This window comes from Caulobacter sp. BE254, assembly GCF_031457295.1.
GTDB lineage: Bacteria > Pseudomonadota > Alphaproteobacteria > Caulobacterales > Caulobacteraceae > Caulobacter.
Map to the genome: position 1 here is coordinate 246957 of NZ_JAVDWJ010000002.1, position 15736 is coordinate 262692.

Genomic DNA, 15736 nt, shown 5'->3' on the forward strand with positions numbered 1-15736 from the left:
CTAGCTGGCGCCCCCGCAGACGAAGAACGGAAGGGAACGACGGCGCCTGTCGGCTAGGTGAGGGCCGCCGCCAGCGCCTCGACCACCCGATCCACGTCCCCGTCGGCCATGCCCGGATACAGCGGCAGGGTCAGGCACCGCGCGTACCAGGCGTCGGCGCCGGGCAGGTCGAGGGCGCCGTAGCGGGCCTGGTAATAGGGCTGGGTGTGGACCGGGATGTAGTGGACCTGGCTGCCGACACCTGCCGCCTTCAGGGCCTCGACCACCGCCAGGCGGGTCGTGCCCAGGGCTTCGAAGTCGATCAGCACGGTCAGCAGGTGCAGGGCCGGGTCGGACCCGGCGGGGCTGGTCGCCAGCTTCACATGCGGCGCGAGGGGCGCGAGCTTGTCGGCATAGAGCGCCGTCAGCGTCCGCCGGCGAGCGACAAAGCGGTCAAGCTTGGAGAGCTGCGAGATGCCCAGGGCGCAGAGCACGTCGGGAATGCGGTAGTTGAAGCCCAGCTCGGGCATCTCGTAGACCCAGGGCTCGGCCCCGGCCGGGCGGACCATGCCGTGGCCGCGCAGGGAACGGGCCCGCGCCGCCAGGGCCGCGTCGTTGGTGGTCAGCATGCCGCCCTCGCCGGTGGCCAGGGTCTTGACCGGGTGGAACGAGAAGCTGGCGAAACTGGAAAAGGCCCCGTCACCGACCGGATGGGCGACCCCGTCGAAGGCGCCAACCGAGCCCAGGGCGTGGGGTGCGTCCTCGACCAGCACCGCGCCGACGCCGTCAGCCAGGGCCTTCAGGCCCGGCAGATCGCAAACGTCGCCGCGCAGGTGCACCGGCAGCACGGCCCGGACCCTTCGCCCGTCGGCCCGCTTCAGCGCGTCGGCCAGGGTCTCCGGCGTCATCAGCCCGCTATCGGGGTCGACGTCGGCGAACACCACCTCGGCGCCGACATAGCGGGCGCAGTTGGCGGTGGCCAGGAAGGTGACCGACGGGGCGATGCAGACGTCGCCCTCGCCGACCCCCAGGGCCAGCATGGCCAGGTGCAGGGTGGCGGTGCCGTTGGCCGCGGCGATCGCGTGCTCGGCCCCGACTTTCTGTTTGAACGCTGTCTCGAAGGCCTCGACGGTCGGGCCGGTGGTCAGGAAGTCGGCGCGCAGGGCCGCCGCCACCGCCGCCACGTCGTCGTCCTCGATGGTCTGGCGGCCGTAGGGGAGGAAGGGCCGCGGCGCCCCTCCAGCAGACGAGGCCGACATCAGGCCTTCTCGGCCAGCATGGCGTTGAGGCCGTCCTCGCTGAGCCAGTCGTCGTTGCTGTCGCTGCTGTAGCTGAAGCCCTCGGCCACGTCCCTGGCCCCCGCCTCGCCGCGGAAGGGCTTGCGCGGATATTCCACGAAGGTGGGCTCGATCACGTAGCGGTCCTCGAGCTCGACCGTGGCCCGGGCGTCGTCGGCGCTGATCATCATCTCGTGCAGCTTCTCGCCCGGGCGGATGCCGACGATCTTCATGCCGACCTCCGGCGACATGGCCTTGACCAGGTCGGGCATGGTCATCGACGGGATCTTGGGCACGAAGATCTCGCCGCCGCGCATGATCTCCAGCGACGACAGCACGAACTCCACGCCCTCGTTCAGGGTGATCCAGAACCGGGTCATCCGGGCGTCGGTGACCGGCAGCTCGGTCGCGCCCTGGCCCAGCAGGCGCTTGTAGAGCGGCACGACGCTGCCGCGCGAGCCTACGACGTTGCCGTAGCGGACCACCGAGAAGCGGGTGCCGATGTCGCCCGACAGGTTGTTGGCGGCCACGAAGGTCTTGTCCGAGGCCAGCTTGGTCGCGCCATAGAGGTTGATCGGGTTGCAGGCCTTGTCGGTCGACAGGGCCACCACCTGCTTGACGTGGTTGTTGAGGCTGGCCCAGACCACGTTCTCGGCGCCCAGCACGTTGGTGTGGATGCATTCCGACGGATTGTACTCGGCGGCCGGCACCTGCTTGAGGGCGGCGGCGTGGATGACGATGTCGACGCCGCGCAGGGCCAGGGTCAGGCGCTCACGGTCGCGCACGTCGCCCAGGAAGAAGCGGAGCTTGCCGCAGACAGCCTCGTCGAACTGCTCGCGCAGCTCCAGTTGCATATCGCTCTGCTTCAATTCGTCGCGGGAATAGATGATCACCTTCCGCGGGTCGGCGCGGCGCAGGACGGTCTCGATGAAACGGCGGCCGAACGACCCGGTGCCGCCGGTCACCAGGATGACCTTGCCGTCCAGATCGAGGGTTTTTGGTGAAAAGCGCCCCAATTTCAGCCTCCTGAGCCTCCGCCGCCGGATCGGCGCGCGAGGCGGGTCATGGTTAACGTCCCTTTGTGCCCGCCAGACGTAAAGAGGACGTCAACCCGGTCGTGCGACAAGGCCCCATGCGCCGCGCCCTCGCCCTGCCCCTCCTGTCGCTGCTGGCCGCCGCCAGCCTGGCCGCCCCGCCCGCCTTCGCCGGTCACGGCAAGGAAGAGAAGACGGCGCCCGCGACCTATTTCGCCCTGCAGCCCCTGACCGCCACCGCCATCCGCCGTGACGGCCGCCGGGGCGTCATGACCCTGGAGACCGGGGTCCAGGCGCTGGATCCGGCCCTGATGGAGCGCGCCCGGCAGTCGGAACCGCGTCTGCGCGCCGCCTTCGCCCAGGTGCTGATGACCTACACCGCCGGCCTGCCGCGCGGCGCGGCCCCGGACCTGACCTATCTGGGCTCGCGCATGCAGGACGCCGCCGACCAGGTGCTGGGCCGCAAGGGGTCGAAGGTGCTGCTGGGCTCGGCGATGGTGAACTGAAGGCCGCGCGAGCCTACTTCTTCCGCCGCTCCCGAAAGAACCCCCGCAGCAGGTCCGCGCTCTCCTGGGCCATCACCCCGCCGGTGACCTCCGGCCGCCAGTGGCAGGTGGGCTGGGCGAAGAACCTGGGACCGTGGACCACCGCCCCGCCCTTGGGGTCCTCGGCCCCGAACACCACCCGGCCGATCCGTGCATGGCTGATCGCCCCGGCGCACATGGCGCAGGGCTCCAGCGTCACCACCAGGGTCAGGTCGGTCAGGCGATAATTGCCGAGCTTGGCGGCCGCAAGCCGGATCGCCGCGATCTCGGCGTGGGCCGTGGGGTCGTGGGCGCCGATCGGCCCATTGCCGGCCCGGGCCAGGATCTCGCCGGTCGCCGGGTCGAGGATCACCGCGCCGACCGGCGTCTCGCCGGCCTCGGCGGCGGCGCGGGCCTCGTCCAACGCCAGGGCCATGGCGGCTTCGTCGGTGATCGGGGCGGCGGCGATGATCAGAACTCCGGGCTCAAAAGGCGGACATTGTCGGCCATGCCGATGTCGACGGCCCTTCTAGCAAGCTTCGCATCCGCCGTGACCAGGGGAACGCCACGTTGCCGCGCCAGGGCCAGGTAGAAGGAGTCGTAGGCCGAGAGCCCATGCCGCGTCGCCAGATCGTAGGCGGGCGCGGCCAGGTCGCTCATGGGCGCCACCTCATCAATCAACGTCGGAAGCTGCTCGACGGCCTCCCGCGCGACGATCTTCGAGATCAGGCCTCGGCGGACGAGCGTGACCGCGACCGAGGCGAACTCGGCGAAGATTAAATCCGGTACGATAGTCCTCGCATCGGACTTGGCGAAGGTCAGCGCCAGTTCCAAACGCGATCCTGGAAAAAGCCAGTCAGCAGCGACCGAAGCGTCCAGTACGACCTCATCGCGCATCGCGATCTTCGCGGATCAGATCGACGACATCGACATCGGCCGGCAAGGGCGGCGAAGCCTTCTGGAACCACTCGACCAGCGCCACCAGCCGGTCGTTGGCCAACTGGTCGAGCAGGGCGATGCAGGCGCCGGCCCGGTCTCCGCCGTGGGTCTTCACATGCTCGTCAAGCATCCGCACGGCGCGCTCGCCTAACGCGTCCAGCGGAAAGGCCACGACGGTCGGCTTGTCTCGCAAGAACGGTGCGCTCTCCTCGGATACGCCGGACCGGGCGAGGCCTCCCTTGACGAAGCTCACCTTCCGCGCGGCGCGATCGAGGGCGGCGGTCTTCCAGCCAGCGTCGAGCCAAGCGGCCGCGTGCGAGTGCCCGGCGCGCGTGTTCGACCACCAGGCTTGGTGTTCGTAGGCCGAGCGCGGCAGGGCGAAGCCCAGAATGCGCTCGATCTCAGTGAAACTGAGTCGCACCTCTCCGCGCGAAAACAAACCTTCCAAGTGTCGCTTCAAAGGTTCGTACTTCACCGCTTCCTCCAGGAAACTTCGTGACATGCTTAGTATATACTATTTTGGGCGAGCCTCGCCAATCTTGATCCCCGGCGCTTTCGGTGCGCATTAGAAAACCGCCCATCGTGAGATGCGCCCTGCCCCTTGAAGGACCGATGCCGTGACCGACAAATACCAGCCCCACCTGCATGACAACGCCATTCCGGGTCAGGACGACGACGGAGACGGCGCGCGGGTGGCCAAGATGCTGGCCCGTGCCGGCGTGGCCTCGCGGCGCGCGGTCGAACGGCTGATCGAAGATGGCCGGGTCGCCCTGAACGGCGAGGTCCTGACCACCCCTGCCCTTAAGGTCCGTCCGGGCGACATCCTGACCGTCGACGGCAAGATGATCGACGAGCCCGAGGCGACGCGGGTCTTCCGCTATCACAAGCCCACCGGGCTGATGACCACCCACAACGATCCCAAGAACCGCCCGACGGTGTTCCAGGCCCTGCCGCGCGACCTGCCGCGCCTGATCTCGATCGGCCGCCTGGACCTCAACTCCGAGGGTCTGCTGCTGCTGACCAATGACGGCGCCCTGTCGCGGGCCCTGGAGATGCCGAACAACGCCTGGGTGCGCCGCTATCGGGCCCGCGCCTTCGGCGACACCACCCAGGCCAAGCTGGACCGGCTGAAGGACGGCTGCACCGTCGAGGGCGTGCGCTACGGCCCGATCGAGGCCCGCCTGGACAAGGCCCAGGAGAAGGCCGGCGGCGGCAAGAACATCTGGATCACCCTGTCGCTGAGTGAAGGCAAGAACCGCGAAGTGCGGCGCGTGCTGGAATCCATCGGCCTGAAGGTCAACCGGCTGATCCGCCTGTCCTACGGCCCGTTCGCGCTCGGGACCCTGCTGCCGGGCCAGGTCGAGGAGGTCGGTCCCCGGGTGATCCGCGAGCTGCTGGAAGGCATCGTCGCCGAAGAGAACATGCCCAAGGGCGACAAGCCGCAGTTCATCGGGGTGGCCGATCCGCTGAAGGCGGTCGGCACGGCGGGCGGCGGCGACATGCAGCGCCGCGGCGTGCCCCGCACCAACCGGCTGGCCCAGGTCTCGATCATCACGCCCGAGGAAAAGGTCGAGGAAGAAAAGTTCGTCCGCAAGCCGGGCTGGGCCAAACCCAAGAAGAAGCCGGCCATCGCCGGCCGCGAACCGGTTCGTCCGGCCAAGAAGTCGATCGAGAGCAAGATGATCGGCCCCAAGCCGCTGTCCTATCGCGACGCCGCCGCCAAGCGGGTCCGCGACAGGGACCTGGCCGAGAAGAACGCCGCCGACAAGCGCGCCGCCCAGGGCAAGGCGGCCCGTCCGGCCAAGTCGGACGCTCAGGCGCCGTCCAAGCCGAAGCTCGGCGCGCTGCGGGCCAATGGCTACAAGCCGTTGACCGAGGGCCCGGCCAAGGCGGGCGGCAAGCCCGGCGGCGCGCGTCCTGGGGGCAAGCCCAGCACGGTCAAGGCGGCGGGCCCCAAGACCGCCGGCTCCAAGCCGGGCGAAGCGGGCAAGGTGTGGTCCAAGCCCGGCATGGCGAAGGCGGCCGGCGCTCGGCCGGACAGTCCCAAGGGCGCGCCACGCGCCGGCGGCAAGCCAGGCGGTCCGCGTCCGGGCGGTTCGGGCCCGCCGCGCGGCAAGCGCTAGCGAACGGCTGGGGACAGGCGCAGGCGCCTGTCCCCGTCGGCGGGCACCGGGTCGCGCATCAGGCCCGCAGCCCGCGCGCCAGGTTGCCTGTCCGCCGGATCACCGTGACCAGGCTCCCCGCTGCGATCACCACCAGTCCGCACAGCAGCACCGGGCCATGGCCGCGCCACAGCGGCTCCAGCGCCGAGACCAGGCAGAACGCCGTCAGGGTCGCCATCCGCTGTTGCTTGGCCATCGGGCCCGAGAAGTCGGCCGGCTGGCCCAGGCCCCGGCCCAGCTCCCGGACATAGGCGGTCAGCACCGCCAGCACCGCCGCGATCCAGCCAACCGCCGCCCCGCCGTCGATCCCGGCCGACTGCACGCCGTAGCCGGCCCCGGCCAGCAGCAGGACGTCGGCGATCCGGTCGGGCAGTTCGTTCCAGATCGGTCCCGCCGACCCGCCCCGGCCGTGCTCGACCGCCACCAGACCGTCGAGCAGGTTGCACAGCAGCCGGCCCTGGATGCACAGCGCCGCCAGCACGAACAGCGCCGCGCGGAAGACCCCGTTGTCCAGCGCCCCGGCCGTCATCAGCAGCGCGCCGCCCAGGACCGCGAAGGCGACGCTGGTCGCGGAGATGGCGTCCGGCTCGACCTTGGCCTCGGCCAGGCTTCGGGCCATCCGGCGCGCGAAGGCGGCGTCGCGCACCTTCAGCGGGCGGCGGTTGTCCAGGTCCTGGGTCATGGCGTCTCCTCCAAGGCGAGAACTAGGCTATAGCTAAACGCGAGCGCCGCCAGGAGGCGCGTTGGCGGGAGCCGCATGGACATCGTCGCGACCGTTCGAGCCTTCTTCGCCGGCCAGCCGCCGATCCTGCTGGCGGGCCTGGCGGGCGTGGTGGCCCTGCTCAGCGTGGCCGGGGCGATCGCCACCCTGCTGACCGCCCTGAAGCCGGACAAGGACTATCGCGAGCTGCGCCAGCGCATCGCCAGCTGGTGGGTGATGGTCGCCCTGCTGGCCGGGGCCCTGCTGCTGGGCTGGGGGGCGACCGTGCTGGTCTTCGCCCTGATCTCGTTCATGGCCCTGCGCGAGTTCCTGTCCCTGGCCCCGATCCGCAAGGAGGACCGGCCCGCCATCTTCGCCGCCTACCTGGCCCTGGTCGCGGCCTACGGCTTCATCGCGGCCGACAAGTACATGTTCTACCTGGTGTTCATCCCGGTCTGGACCTTCCTGGGCCTGCCGTTCCTGATGGCCATGCTGGGCCAGACGCGGGGCTTCCTGACCACCGCCGCCACCTTCCACTGGGGCCTGGTGACCTGCGTCTACAATCTGGGTTTCGCCGCCTTCCTGATGCGAGTCCCCGACAGCGACCGCCTGCCGGCCGGGGCGGCGGGGCTGGTGTTCTTCCTGCTGCTGGTCACCGAGTTCAACGACGTGGCCCAGTACGTGTTCGGCAAGCTGCTGGGCCGCCACAAGATCGCGCCCACGGTCAGTCCCAACAAGACCTGGGAGGGCTTCCTCGGCGGCTGGCTGGCGACCGGGCTGCTGATCTGGTTCACGGGACCGCTGTTCACGCCGCTGGCCGGCCACGGCCTGCTGGTGGTCGCCTTCACCCTGCCGCTGGCGGGCTTCGCCGGCGACGTGACCATGAGCGCGGTCAAGCGCGACATCGGGGTCAAGGACACCTCGCACGCCATTCCCGGCCACGGCGGGGTGCTGGACCGCGCCGACAGCCTGACCTTCACCGCGCCGCTCTATTTCCACCTGCTGGCGGTGTTCGCCCTCAGTAAGTTTTGATGAGTAAATTCTGACGATGGGCTGGCTGCGTTTCCTGCTGCTGGTGCTGGCGGCTCGGCCCCTGGCCCTGTTCCTGACCGGGGCCGACGTCACCGGCCGCGAGCGCCTGCCGCTGAAGGGCCCGGCCATCGTCGCGGCCAACCATTCCAGCCATGTCGACACCCTGCTGCTGCTGGCGATCTTCCCGTCGCGCGCCGTGGCCCGGGTGCGGCCGGTGGCGGCGGCCGACTATTTCCTGCGCGACCCGGTGATCGGCTGGTTCTCGCGCCACGTGATCGGCATCGTGCCGGTGGCGCGGCTGAAGGCTGGGGCCGGAGAGGACGTGCTGGCCCCGGCCCGCGCGGCCCTGGCGGCCGGCGACATCGTGGTGGTGTTTCCCGAGGGCACGCGCGGCGACGGCGACCAGCTGGGCCGACTGAAGGGCGGCGTGGCGCGCCTGGCCGAGGCCTTCCCCCAGGCGCCGGTGACGCCGGTCTGGATCCAGGGCGCCGGCCGGGTCCTGCCCAAGGGCGAGGCCATCCCCGCGCCGCTGAACTGCGCGGTGCTGGTCGGCGAGCCGCTGGACTGGGAAGGCGACCGGCCGGCCTTCATGGCGCGGTTGCGCGCGGCGCTGCTGGCCTTGAAGGACCAGGCCCCGCCCCTGCGGTGGTCTTGAATCGTCTAGGTGGCGGCCAGCCGGGTCCAGCGGCGCAGCGGGGCCCATCGGGCCACGATCTCGGCCAGGGCGACATAGCCGGCCAGCATCAGCGGCGCGATCACCAGAGTCTCCGGCGGAAAGCCGTGCGGCGGGTCGGGCTTCAGCGACATCGGCTGGACGAACAGCAGGATCAGGATGTTGTTGGCCGCGTGAGCGCCGATCGCGAATTCGATCCCGCCCAGCCGCAGGGTCATCCAGGCCAGGCCCACGCCCATGGCCAGCCGCACCAGGAAGGCGTCGAGATTGGGATCGAAGTGGATCGCCGAGAACAGCAGGCCGCTCAGCACCAGCACCACGCGCGGGTCGGGGAACCAGGCGCCGACGATCTTGACCAGCCAGCCGCGGAAGACCAGCTCCTCGGCCGCCGCGGCGATCACCAGCAGGCACACGATCAGGGCGGCATAGGCCAGGCGTCCGCCCAGGTCTGGGCTGACGGCCAGCAACGGCGCGCCGTGCGCCTTCGGGTCCAGCGCCGCCGAGGCCAGCAGCAGGGGTCCGATCGTCAGGGCGAACAGGCCCAGGCCCAGCAGCAGCAGCCGCCAGCGGAAGCTCGCCGCGGCGGTGAAATAGGAGGCCAGCCGGCGATGGTGCAGCAGGGCGGCGACGCCGACGAAGGCCAGGGCCATGCCGCCGTTGACGAAGGCCAGCAGGCTGATCACGAAGGCGATCTGGGTCAGGCCGGTCGGCGTCCCGCCGCCGCCGATCATGGCCATCAGCCGCTCGGCCGACTCCACGCCGCCGCCGCCGATCGCGAAGGCCACGAACACCGCGATGCCGCAGATCACCGCGGCCAGCAGGGCGGCGACCACGCCGACCACCAGGGTCAGCAGCAGCGGAACCACGCGCCGGTCGGCCGGCGTCAGATCGTCCAGGAACGGCGACCGTCGAAGCTCTGCTAGCACCACTGTTTTTCGATCCTGAGCCCGCTTCTTCGCTAGGCGTTCGGCGCGCGCGACGCAAGCGGCGCGACAGGCGACTTGCCGCAATGGCCGACGCGCGGCACACATCGGGGCGAAAGCGGGCGGGACAGGAACGGGGCGCCTCATGACCGACATCACCGACAAGGAGGCGCAGCACCTCCATCGCCTGATCCTGTTCTCGGACGCGGTGTTCGCGATCGCCATCACGCTGCTGGCCATCGAGATCCATCCGCCCGAGCACTGGCATGGCGTGGCCGACCTGTTCGGCCAGATGCAGCACAAGCTGATGGCCTACGCCGTCAGCTTCGCGGTCGTCGGCATCTACTGGATCAGCCATCGCCGCACCTATTCGCGCCTGCGCAAGGCCGACGGCGCCCTGGATGTCCTGAACCTGGTCATGCTGGGCCTGCTGGCCCTGTTGCCGCTGGCCACCGAGCTGCTGTGGGAAAGCGGCTCCGCTCCGGCGGTGTTCGTCTACGTGGGTCTGGTGACCGCCATCGGCCTGGCCCACGCCGTGGCCTGGGGCTACGCCGCCCTCCTCGGCGGCCTGTCGGAGCCGATGCCGGCGATCGAGAAGATCTACGTCCTGCTGCGCGTGGCCCTGCTGCCCGGACTGATGTGCGGCCTGACCTTCCTCAGCATCGTCACCCGCACGCCCTGGGGCTGGCTGGGCATCGCCCTGGTGATCGGCGCGCTGTCGCTGATCAATCGCCTGATGGTCCGGAGCGGCAAGCTCTCGGCCGCCCAGATCGCCGAGGACTGACCGCTTGCGCATCGTCTCGGGCCGATATCGCGGCAAGGCCATCGTCACCCCGCCGGGCGCCACCACCCGACCCACCTCCGACCGGGCGCGCCAAGCGGTGTTCAACATCCTCGAGCACGCCGCCTGGGCGCCGGCGCTACACGACGCGCGGGTCATCGACCTGTTCGCCGGCTCGGGCGCCCTGGGCCTGGAGGCGATGTCGCGTGGGGCGGGCTTTTGCCTGTTCGTCGAGACCGACGACGCCGCGCGCGGCGCGATCCGCGAGAACCTGGAAGCCTTCGGCCTGTTCGGCCAGGCCCGCGTGCACCGGCGCGACGCCACCGACCTGGGCCCGCGCCCCGGCAGCGTCGGCGCGCCGTTCGAGGTGGCCCTCCTCGACCCGCCCTACGCCAGGGGTCTGGGCGAGAAGGCGCTGGAGCAACTGCTCGCCGGGGACTGGCTGGTCCCCGGCGCCGTGGTGATGTTCGAGCGCGGCCGCGACGAGCCCGACCCCGCGCCCGTGGGCTTCGAGCGGCTCGACGCGCGCGACTACGGAGCGGCCAAGGTGTTCTTCTTCCGGCGAACCTGAGCCAGACCCTACTTCTTCTTGGGCTTGGCCGGCGTGGTCTGGGCCACCTTGACCGGGGCGCCGTCGCGGCGGGCCTCGGCGACCAGGCTGGCGCAGTCGGCGTCCTTGGCCTCGCCGCCGGTGACGAACGGCAGGATGGCGGCCAGGGGCGAGACCAGGCTGCCCAGGGCCGCGGCGAGGCCGCCCTGGGCCACGGCGCCGCCGGCGTCCAGCCCGACCTTCGGGGTCATGAACGGCCCCCGGATGGTGATCGGGATGAACAGGCGCACCAGGCGCGGCTTCTTGCTGTCGCCCTCGATCTTGAGGTCCAGGCGCTCGGTCTGGAGATCGACCGTGCCCTTGCCCTTGGCCAGCACCACGCCGGTGTCGGCGACGATCTGGTTGGCGGTCATGATCCCGCCCTTGACGCTGAAGTCGGCCACGGCGCAGCGGACGCTGGTCTCGCGGTTGTCCTTGCTCAGCAGCAGGATCAGCCCCTTGGAGGCGTTGACCCCCAGCAGCTCGGCGAAGGCCTGGCGGATCTCGCCCCGGGGCGAGACCACCGTCACCTGGCCGTTGGCCGACGAGGCGGCGCGGTGCACCGAATTGCCGTAACCGGTCAGCTTGGCCCGGGCCATCACCCCGCCCTCGATCGCCGGCTTGCCGCCGCTCTGGATCGGGATGAAGTCCTCCAGCTTGGCGTTGGTCAGCCGCATGTCCAGATCGGTGCGCGGCACCTTGGGATTGGCGTCCAGCCGCACCTTCCCGGCCAGGTCGCCGCGCGAGAAGGTGAAGGCCAGCGGGTCCATGGTCAGCACGCCCTTGTCCAGCGTCAGGTCCAGCCGAACCTTCTTCAGCGGCAGGTTGGGCGCGTTGACCGCCAGGGCGCGGTACCTGACCTTGGCGTCCATGGCCTTGACGCGCTCGACCTGCAGGGTGGCGTCGGGCAGCAGGCGGCGGGTGGCGTCGCGCTGGGCCGCCTCGACCTTCTGGCCGGGCGAGGCGGTCTCGCCCCGGCCCGTGGCCGGCGCGGCGCCGACCAGGCTGCCCAGGTCGTCGAAGTCCAGGCGCCGCGATTTCAGGTCGGCCTCCAGATAGGGCCGCTCGCGTCCCATCAGTACGAACAGATCGCCGGAGACGTCGCTGTCGCCGACCCGTCCGTTCAGTTTGTTGAAGTCGAACCGCTCGCCCTTGCGGGTCAGGTGGCCGCTGATCCGGTAGGGCGGGGTGTTGGGCAGGGCCAGGCCGGTCAGGGCGTAGAGGCGGTTCAGGTCCGAGCCCGACACCGTCAGCTGGGTCTCGAACAGGCCCAGGTTGAACGGCTTGGTGATGTCGCCCTTGGCCGTGACATGGGTCGAGCCGGCGTCGACCCGCGCGTCGAACGGATAGGGCCGGTTGGGCGAGATGTTCAGCAGCGGCCCGCCGGTGACCAGGGCGGTGAACGGCGCGCGGTTCAGCTGGCCCTTGCCCTCCAGCACGAACCTGCCGCGCCCGTCGCCGCCGGCGTGCTCGTTGGAGCTGACCGTGCCCACGAAGACGACGTCGCGCTGCTGGTCCTCGTAGCGCAGCTGGCCGTCATTGATGATGAAGTGCTGGATGGCCGGCAGCTTCAGCGGCTTCCTGGGGGCGTTGGGATCGCCGAACGTCCAGTTGGCGCGGCCCGACGCCTCGCGCAGCAGGCGCAGGTTGGGGCGGTCGACGGCCAGCAGCGGCAGGATCACGTCGCCCTTCAGCAGGGGCAGCAGCTTGATCTGCACCGCGATGCGGCCGACCTGGGCCATCGGCACGCCGGCCGGCGAGCCCTTGGGGTCGGCCTTGGCGGCCCAGTCGGGCTGGGCGATGCGCACGCCCAGGGCCTCGGCCTTGGGCGACAGCGACCAGGGATGGACGCGCAGGTCGCCGGTGATCACCACCTCGCGGTTCAGCCGGGCCGAGGCGAAGCGTCCCAGCGGGCCGCGAAACCAGTTCCAGTCGAAGATCACCAGGAAGACGACGATCGCGACGGTCAGCAGGATCGCCCCGATCATCCCCCAGCGGGCGCGCGGCGGCAGGCCGCGCAGGCGCGCGGCCAGGCTGGGCGGGGGATTAGGGGCGAGCGTCGTCAGGGCGGAACCTCCAGATACCCGTCCACAACGCGCGGGCGGGGTCCTTGTGTTCCGAAACCGGCCAGTTCCGGCGGGGGCTTGGCCGGACCGACGTCGAACGCCGTGCGTGGTCCTCGTCCTTCGACAAGCTCAGGATGAGGACCATTGTGCAGGCCGTGGCATTAGAAAACCTCATCCTGAGCTTGTCGAAGGACGGGGTTTTCGGCTCCAGGGCTGAAGATTGATCCAGCCTAGGCGAGTAGCCTCAGGGCGGCGACGGCGACCGCGGCCAGCACGAAGGCGACGATCGCCACGATCTCATAGGTCTCGAAGACCCGCTTGCTCGGCGTGCGCATGATGGAAAAGCCCCCTCGTCCCGGATTGGCGCGAACGATCGACTCCCACGCAAGCCCCGGGCCACGTCGCCGGCCGCTACGGCAGCTTGCCCGGCCAGACCAGGAAGCCGTCCTCGTCGCGGCCGGCGACGCGGTAGGTCGGATAGTACGGGTAGGGCTCCTCCCGGTACGGGCCTTGGTCGTAGGCCGGATAGGCGGGCGCGGGGCGCCAACCGCCATAGCGGTCGCCGATCAGCGGGCCGTCCAACGGCGGACCTTCCACCACGTCCAGCGGTCGCCGGCCCCAGCGGTCGAAGTCGCTCGCCCCGGCATGGGCCTCGCACTCGACGCGGTCCCAGCGATAGGCTCCGCCCGGGCCGGTGACCCGCCGGGTCACGCACTCGCCCGGCCAGGCCTGGGCCGAGGCGGCGGTTCCCACGCCGCAGAGGACGGCGGCGAGCACGAGCGACGGAAGCAGGCGGCGGACCATGGCGAAAACTCCAGAAGGTTAACAAACCAGAGCCGCCGTCAGGTTTCGCGCCTTTTCGCCTTCGACGCGAGCGTGGCCATGAAGATTCTCAGGGCGATTGTCAGGACCGCGCCGGCCGCCTAGCGTCAGGTCAAACAGATGTTTGAGGCGCGCATGGCGATCGAGGCGGTGATCTGGGACTTCGGCGGAGTGTTCACCACCTCGCCGTTCGAGGCCTTCCGGCGGTTCGAGGCCCAGCGCGGCCTGCCGGCCGACTTCATCCGCCGGGTCAACGCCGCCGATCCCGACGCCAACGCCTGGGCGCTGTTCGAGCGCAATGAAATCGACGCGGCGGCCTTTGACGCCATGTTCCTGGAGGAGGCGACGCGCCTGGGCCATCCGCTGCGCGGGGCCGAGGTGCTGCCGCTGCTGTCGGGCGACGTGCGGCCGCGGGTGGTGGCGGCGCTGGACGCCTGCAAGGCGCGGTTCAAGGTCGGCTGCCTCACCAACAATGTCGTGACCGGGCACGGGACCGGCATGGCCGGCTCGGCCGAGAAGGCCCAGGCGATCGCCGCGATCTTCGCCCGGTTCGACGCGGTGATCGAAAGCTCCAGGGCCGGGGTGCGCAAGCCCGATCCGCGCATCTACCAGATGATGTGCGCCCAGTTGGCCGTGCCGCCGGAGCGGTGCGTCTATCTCGACGACCTGGGGATCAACTGCAAGCCGGCGGCGGCCCTGGGCATGACCGCCATCAAGGTCACGACCGAAGGCCAGGCGCTGGAGGCGCTTGCGGCCGCGACCGGTTTGGCGTTCTGACTGGAAAAAGTCCGTTCGCAGGAGCCGCCATGTCCCGTCCCGCCAAGATCGGCGCCGCCGCCGCCCTTTCCCAGCTGGAAGGCTGGGCCGCCGTGTCCGAGAAGGACGCCATCGCCAAGACCTTCCGGTTCGCCGATTTCAACGCCGCCTTCGGCTTCATGACCCGGGTGGCCTTGATGGCCGACAAGCTGGACCACCATCCCGAATGGTTCAACGTCTACAACCGCGTCGAGGTGGTGCTGACCACCCACGACGCCGACGGGGTCAGCGAACTGGACCTGACGATGGCGCGGTTCATGGATTCGATCGCGGGCTGACGCTGAAGATCCTCCCCCTGTGGGGGAGGTGTCGGCGAAGCCGACGGAGGGGGGAGTGATCGGCCGGCGGCCGAGGCCCGGATCTTCGATCCTAAAACTCCCCCCACCGATCGCTGCGCGATCACCTCCCCCACGGGGGGAGGATCTGGGCGCCCACCTCTCCGTTTCCCCCTTCCGCCCGCCGCGCTTCCAGTTCAAACTAATGTTTGAATTATAATCGGGAGGACGCCGCCAATGGCGCAGAGCACGGGCCGGGTCGCCGGCAAGAAGGCCTTCATCACCGGCGGGGCCCAGGGGCTGGGCGCCGCCGCCGCGCGGCTGCTGGCCAGGGAAGGCGCCCAGGTCAGCTTGGCCGACATCAACTTCGCCGGCGCCCAGGCCGTGGCCGACGAGATCAACGCCGCCCAAGGGGCGGGCACGGCCTTCGCCTTCGCGCTCGACGTCACCCAGGAAGACCAGTGGATCGAGGCCCTGGAAAAGGCCGACGCGGCTATGGACGGGATCTCGGTGCTGCTCAACAACGCCGGGGTGGCCGGCGACAAGCCGCTGGAGCAGATGGAGTTCGACCTCTGGAAGACGATCATGTCGATCAATGTCGACAGCGTCTTCCTGGGGGCCAAGCACGCCCTGAAATACATGCGCGCCCATCAGCCCGGCTCGATCATCAACATCAGCTCGATCGCCGGCCTGATCGCCAACCACAATTCGCCGGCCTACAACGCCTCCAAGGCCGGGGTCTGGATGCTGAGCAAGAACATCGCCCTTTACTGCGCCAAGATGGGGCTGAATATCCGCTCCAACTCGATCCACCCGACCTTCATCGACACCCCGATCCTCGACCCGCTGAGCCAGCGCCTGGGCAAGGAAGAGGCCCACGCCAAGCTGGGCCGGCAGATCCCGCTGGGCCATATCGGCGAGCCGAACGACATCGCCAACGCCGTGCTCTACCTGGCCAGCGATGAGAGCAAGTTCATGACCGGCGCCGAGCTGAAGCTGGACGGCGGCATCTCGGCGATGTGAACGAGCCGACCTCCCCCTGTGGGGGAGGTGGCGGCCGCAGGCCGACGGAGGGGGGACGTGAATCGGCGGCGATCGCAGCCCGGATCAACTATCCGAAAACTCCCCCACCGATCGCTGCGCG

18 protein-coding genes are annotated in these 15736 nt (G+C 70.0%); 9 read left to right on the forward strand and 9 right to left on the reverse strand.

Translation table 11 applies throughout. The features are described 5' to 3' along the window. Positions 1 to 53: 53 nt before the first annotated feature. Positions 54 to 1238 (reverse strand): UDP-4-amino-4,6-dideoxy-N-acetyl-beta-L-altrosamine transaminase, encoded by a 1185-nt coding sequence (gene pseC / locus J2X41_RS05275; RefSeq protein WP_310080205.1) that lies wholly within the window; start codon positions 1236 to 1238, stop codon positions 54 to 56. After that, positions 1238 to 2272, reverse strand: a complete 1035-nt coding sequence (gene pseB, locus J2X41_RS05280; RefSeq protein ID WP_310080206.1) for a UDP-N-acetylglucosamine 4,6-dehydratase (inverting) — start codon at positions 2270 to 2272, stop codon at positions 1238 to 1240. Before pseB ends, pseC begins: the two co-directional genes overlap by 1 nt. Positions 2273 to 2388: 116 nt before the next feature. On the opposite strand from pseB, the gene J2X41_RS05285 reads away from it, so the two are divergent. After that, positions 2389 to 2796, forward strand: coding sequence for a hypothetical protein (locus tag J2X41_RS05285; protein WP_310080207.1), 408 nt, complete (start codon positions 2389 to 2391; stop codon positions 2794 to 2796). Between the two features lie 13 nt (positions 2797 to 2809). Here the strand turns inward: J2X41_RS05285 and J2X41_RS05290 are convergent, their stop codons facing one another. The 3 genes from J2X41_RS05290 to J2X41_RS05300 are packed head-to-tail and all read right to left on the reverse strand — an operon-like array spanning position 2810 to position 4228. Beyond that, the gene (locus J2X41_RS05290; RefSeq protein WP_310080722.1) at positions 2810 to 3289 is read right to left on the reverse strand and encodes a nucleoside deaminase; all 480 of its coding nucleotides are present in this window, start codon (positions 3287 to 3289) and stop codon (positions 2810 to 2812) included. Then, positions 3286 to 3711, reverse strand: coding sequence for a type II toxin-antitoxin system VapC family toxin (locus J2X41_RS05295; protein ID WP_310080208.1), 426 nt, complete (start codon positions 3709 to 3711; stop codon positions 3286 to 3288). Before J2X41_RS05295 ends, J2X41_RS05290 begins: the two co-directional genes overlap by 4 nt. Continuing rightward, positions 3701 to 4228, reverse strand: coding sequence for a hypothetical protein (locus tag J2X41_RS05300; RefSeq protein ID WP_310080209.1), 528 nt, complete (start codon positions 4226 to 4228; stop codon positions 3701 to 3703). The genes J2X41_RS05295 and J2X41_RS05300 overlap by 11 nt, the downstream gene beginning before the upstream one ends. 142 nt (positions 4229 to 4370) lie before the next feature. Between J2X41_RS05300 and J2X41_RS05305 the strand changes: the two genes are divergently transcribed. Next, positions 4371 to 5876 carry a pseudouridine synthase gene (locus tag J2X41_RS05305; RefSeq protein WP_404979875.1) on the forward strand — a complete coding sequence of 502 codons (1506 nt, stop codon included), beginning with the start codon at positions 4371 to 4373 and terminating at the stop codon, positions 5874 to 5876. A gap of 58 nt (positions 5877 to 5934) precedes the next feature. Here J2X41_RS05305 and J2X41_RS05310 read toward each other — a convergent pair whose 3' ends face one another. After that, on the reverse strand, positions 5935 to 6597 hold the full coding sequence (locus tag J2X41_RS05310; protein ID WP_310080210.1) for a CDP-alcohol phosphatidyltransferase family protein: 663 nt from the start codon (positions 6595 to 6597) through the stop codon (positions 5935 to 5937). A gap of 75 nt (positions 6598 to 6672) precedes the next feature. Here J2X41_RS05310 and J2X41_RS05315 point away from each other — a divergent pair, with 75 nt between their 5' ends. Together J2X41_RS05315 and J2X41_RS05320 are read left to right on the forward strand one after the other, a co-directional pair. Beyond that, complete coding sequence (locus J2X41_RS05315) at positions 6673 to 7647, forward strand: phosphatidate cytidylyltransferase (protein WP_310080215.1); 975 nt, start codon at positions 6673 to 6675, stop codon at positions 7645 to 7647. 16 nt (positions 7648 to 7663) lie between these two features. Beyond that, positions 7664 to 8302: a lysophospholipid acyltransferase family protein gene (locus J2X41_RS05320; RefSeq protein ID WP_310080217.1), complete on the forward strand. Its 639-nt coding sequence runs from the start codon at positions 7664 to 7666 to the stop codon at positions 8300 to 8302. Positions 8303 to 8307: 5 nt separating this feature from the next. On the opposite strand, the gene J2X41_RS05325 is transcribed toward J2X41_RS05320, so the two are convergent. Beyond that, complete coding sequence (locus J2X41_RS05325; RefSeq protein WP_310080219.1) at positions 8308 to 9246, reverse strand: CPBP family intramembrane glutamic endopeptidase; 939 nt, start codon at positions 9244 to 9246, stop codon at positions 8308 to 8310. Between the two features lie 142 nt (positions 9247 to 9388). Here J2X41_RS05325 and J2X41_RS05330 point away from each other — a divergent pair, with 142 nt between their 5' ends. Next, positions 9389 to 10027 carry a TMEM175 family protein gene (locus tag J2X41_RS05330; RefSeq protein ID WP_310080221.1) on the forward strand — a complete coding sequence of 213 codons (639 nt, stop codon included), beginning with the start codon at positions 9389 to 9391 and terminating at the stop codon, positions 10025 to 10027. 4 nt (positions 10028 to 10031) lie between these two features. Next, positions 10032 to 10595, forward strand: coding sequence for a 16S rRNA (guanine(966)-N(2))-methyltransferase RsmD (gene rsmD / locus J2X41_RS05335; protein ID WP_310080223.1), 564 nt, complete (start codon positions 10032 to 10034; stop codon positions 10593 to 10595). Positions 10596 to 10603: 8 nt separating this feature from the next. Here rsmD and J2X41_RS05340 read toward each other — a convergent pair whose 3' ends face one another. Then, complete coding sequence (locus tag J2X41_RS05340; RefSeq protein ID WP_310080225.1) at positions 10604 to 12601, reverse strand: AsmA family protein; 1998 nt, start codon at positions 12599 to 12601, stop codon at positions 10604 to 10606. 489 nt (positions 12602 to 13090) lie between these two features. Beyond that, positions 13091 to 13483 (reverse strand): hypothetical protein, encoded by a 393-nt coding sequence (locus J2X41_RS05350; protein ID WP_310080229.1) that lies wholly within the window; start codon positions 13481 to 13483, stop codon positions 13091 to 13093. Between the two features lie 153 nt (positions 13484 to 13636). On the opposite strand from J2X41_RS05350, the gene J2X41_RS05355 reads away from it, so the two are divergent. From J2X41_RS05355 to J2X41_RS05365, 3 genes are all read left to right on the forward strand, one after another. Beyond that, entirely contained in the window at positions 13637 to 14278 is a 642-nt protein-coding gene (locus J2X41_RS05355; RefSeq protein WP_310080232.1) for an HAD-IA family hydrolase, read from the forward strand. Between the two features lie 29 nt (positions 14279 to 14307). Then, entirely contained in the window at positions 14308 to 14595 is a 288-nt protein-coding gene (locus J2X41_RS05360; protein WP_310080234.1) for a 4a-hydroxytetrahydrobiopterin dehydratase, read from the forward strand. 234 nt (positions 14596 to 14829) lie between these two features. Continuing rightward, positions 14830 to 15615 carry an SDR family oxidoreductase gene (locus J2X41_RS05365; RefSeq protein WP_310080236.1) on the forward strand — a complete coding sequence of 262 codons (786 nt, stop codon included), beginning with the start codon at positions 14830 to 14832 and terminating at the stop codon, positions 15613 to 15615. Positions 15616 to 15736 lie beyond the last annotated feature (121 nt).

Excerpts from the sequence above, each read along its gene's own strand:
- J2X41_RS05310 (WP_310080210.1), bottom strand. The coding sequence starts at position 6,597 with ATGACCCAGGACCTGGACAACCGCCGCCCGCTGAAGGTGCGCGACGCC.
- J2X41_RS05285 (WP_310080207.1), top strand. The coding sequence starts at position 2,389 with ATGCGCCGCGCCCTCGCCCTGCCCCTCCTGTCGCTGCTGGCCGCCGCC.
- J2X41_RS05365 (WP_310080236.1), top strand. The coding sequence starts at position 14,830 with ATGGCGCAGAGCACGGGCCGGGTCGCCGGCAAGAAGGCCTTCATCACC.
- J2X41_RS05350 (WP_310080229.1), bottom strand. The coding sequence starts at position 13,483 with ATGGTCCGCCGCCTGCTTCCGTCGCTCGTGCTCGCCGCCGTCCTCTGC.
- J2X41_RS05315 (WP_310080215.1), top strand. The coding sequence starts at position 6,673 with ATGGACATCGTCGCGACCGTTCGAGCCTTCTTCGCCGGCCAGCCGCCG.
- J2X41_RS05320 (WP_310080217.1), top strand. The coding sequence starts at position 7,664 with ATGGGCTGGCTGCGTTTCCTGCTGCTGGTGCTGGCGGCTCGGCCCCTG.
- J2X41_RS05355 (WP_310080232.1), top strand. The coding sequence starts at position 13,637 with ATGGCGATCGAGGCGGTGATCTGGGACTTCGGCGGAGTGTTCACCACC.
- pseC (WP_310080205.1), bottom strand. The coding sequence starts at position 1,238 with ATGTCGGCCTCGTCTGCTGGAGGGGCGCCGCGGCCCTTCCTCCCCTAC.
- J2X41_RS05295 (WP_310080208.1), bottom strand. The coding sequence starts at position 3,711 with ATGCGCGATGAGGTCGTACTGGACGCTTCGGTCGCTGCTGACTGGCTT.
- J2X41_RS05340 (WP_310080225.1), bottom strand. The coding sequence starts at position 12,601 with ATGATCGGGGCGATCCTGCTGACCGTCGCGATCGTCGTCTTCCTGGTG.
- J2X41_RS05360 (WP_310080234.1), top strand. The coding sequence starts at position 14,308 with ATGTCCCGTCCCGCCAAGATCGGCGCCGCCGCCGCCCTTTCCCAGCTG.
- J2X41_RS05330 (WP_310080221.1), top strand. The coding sequence starts at position 9,389 with ATGACCGACATCACCGACAAGGAGGCGCAGCACCTCCATCGCCTGATC.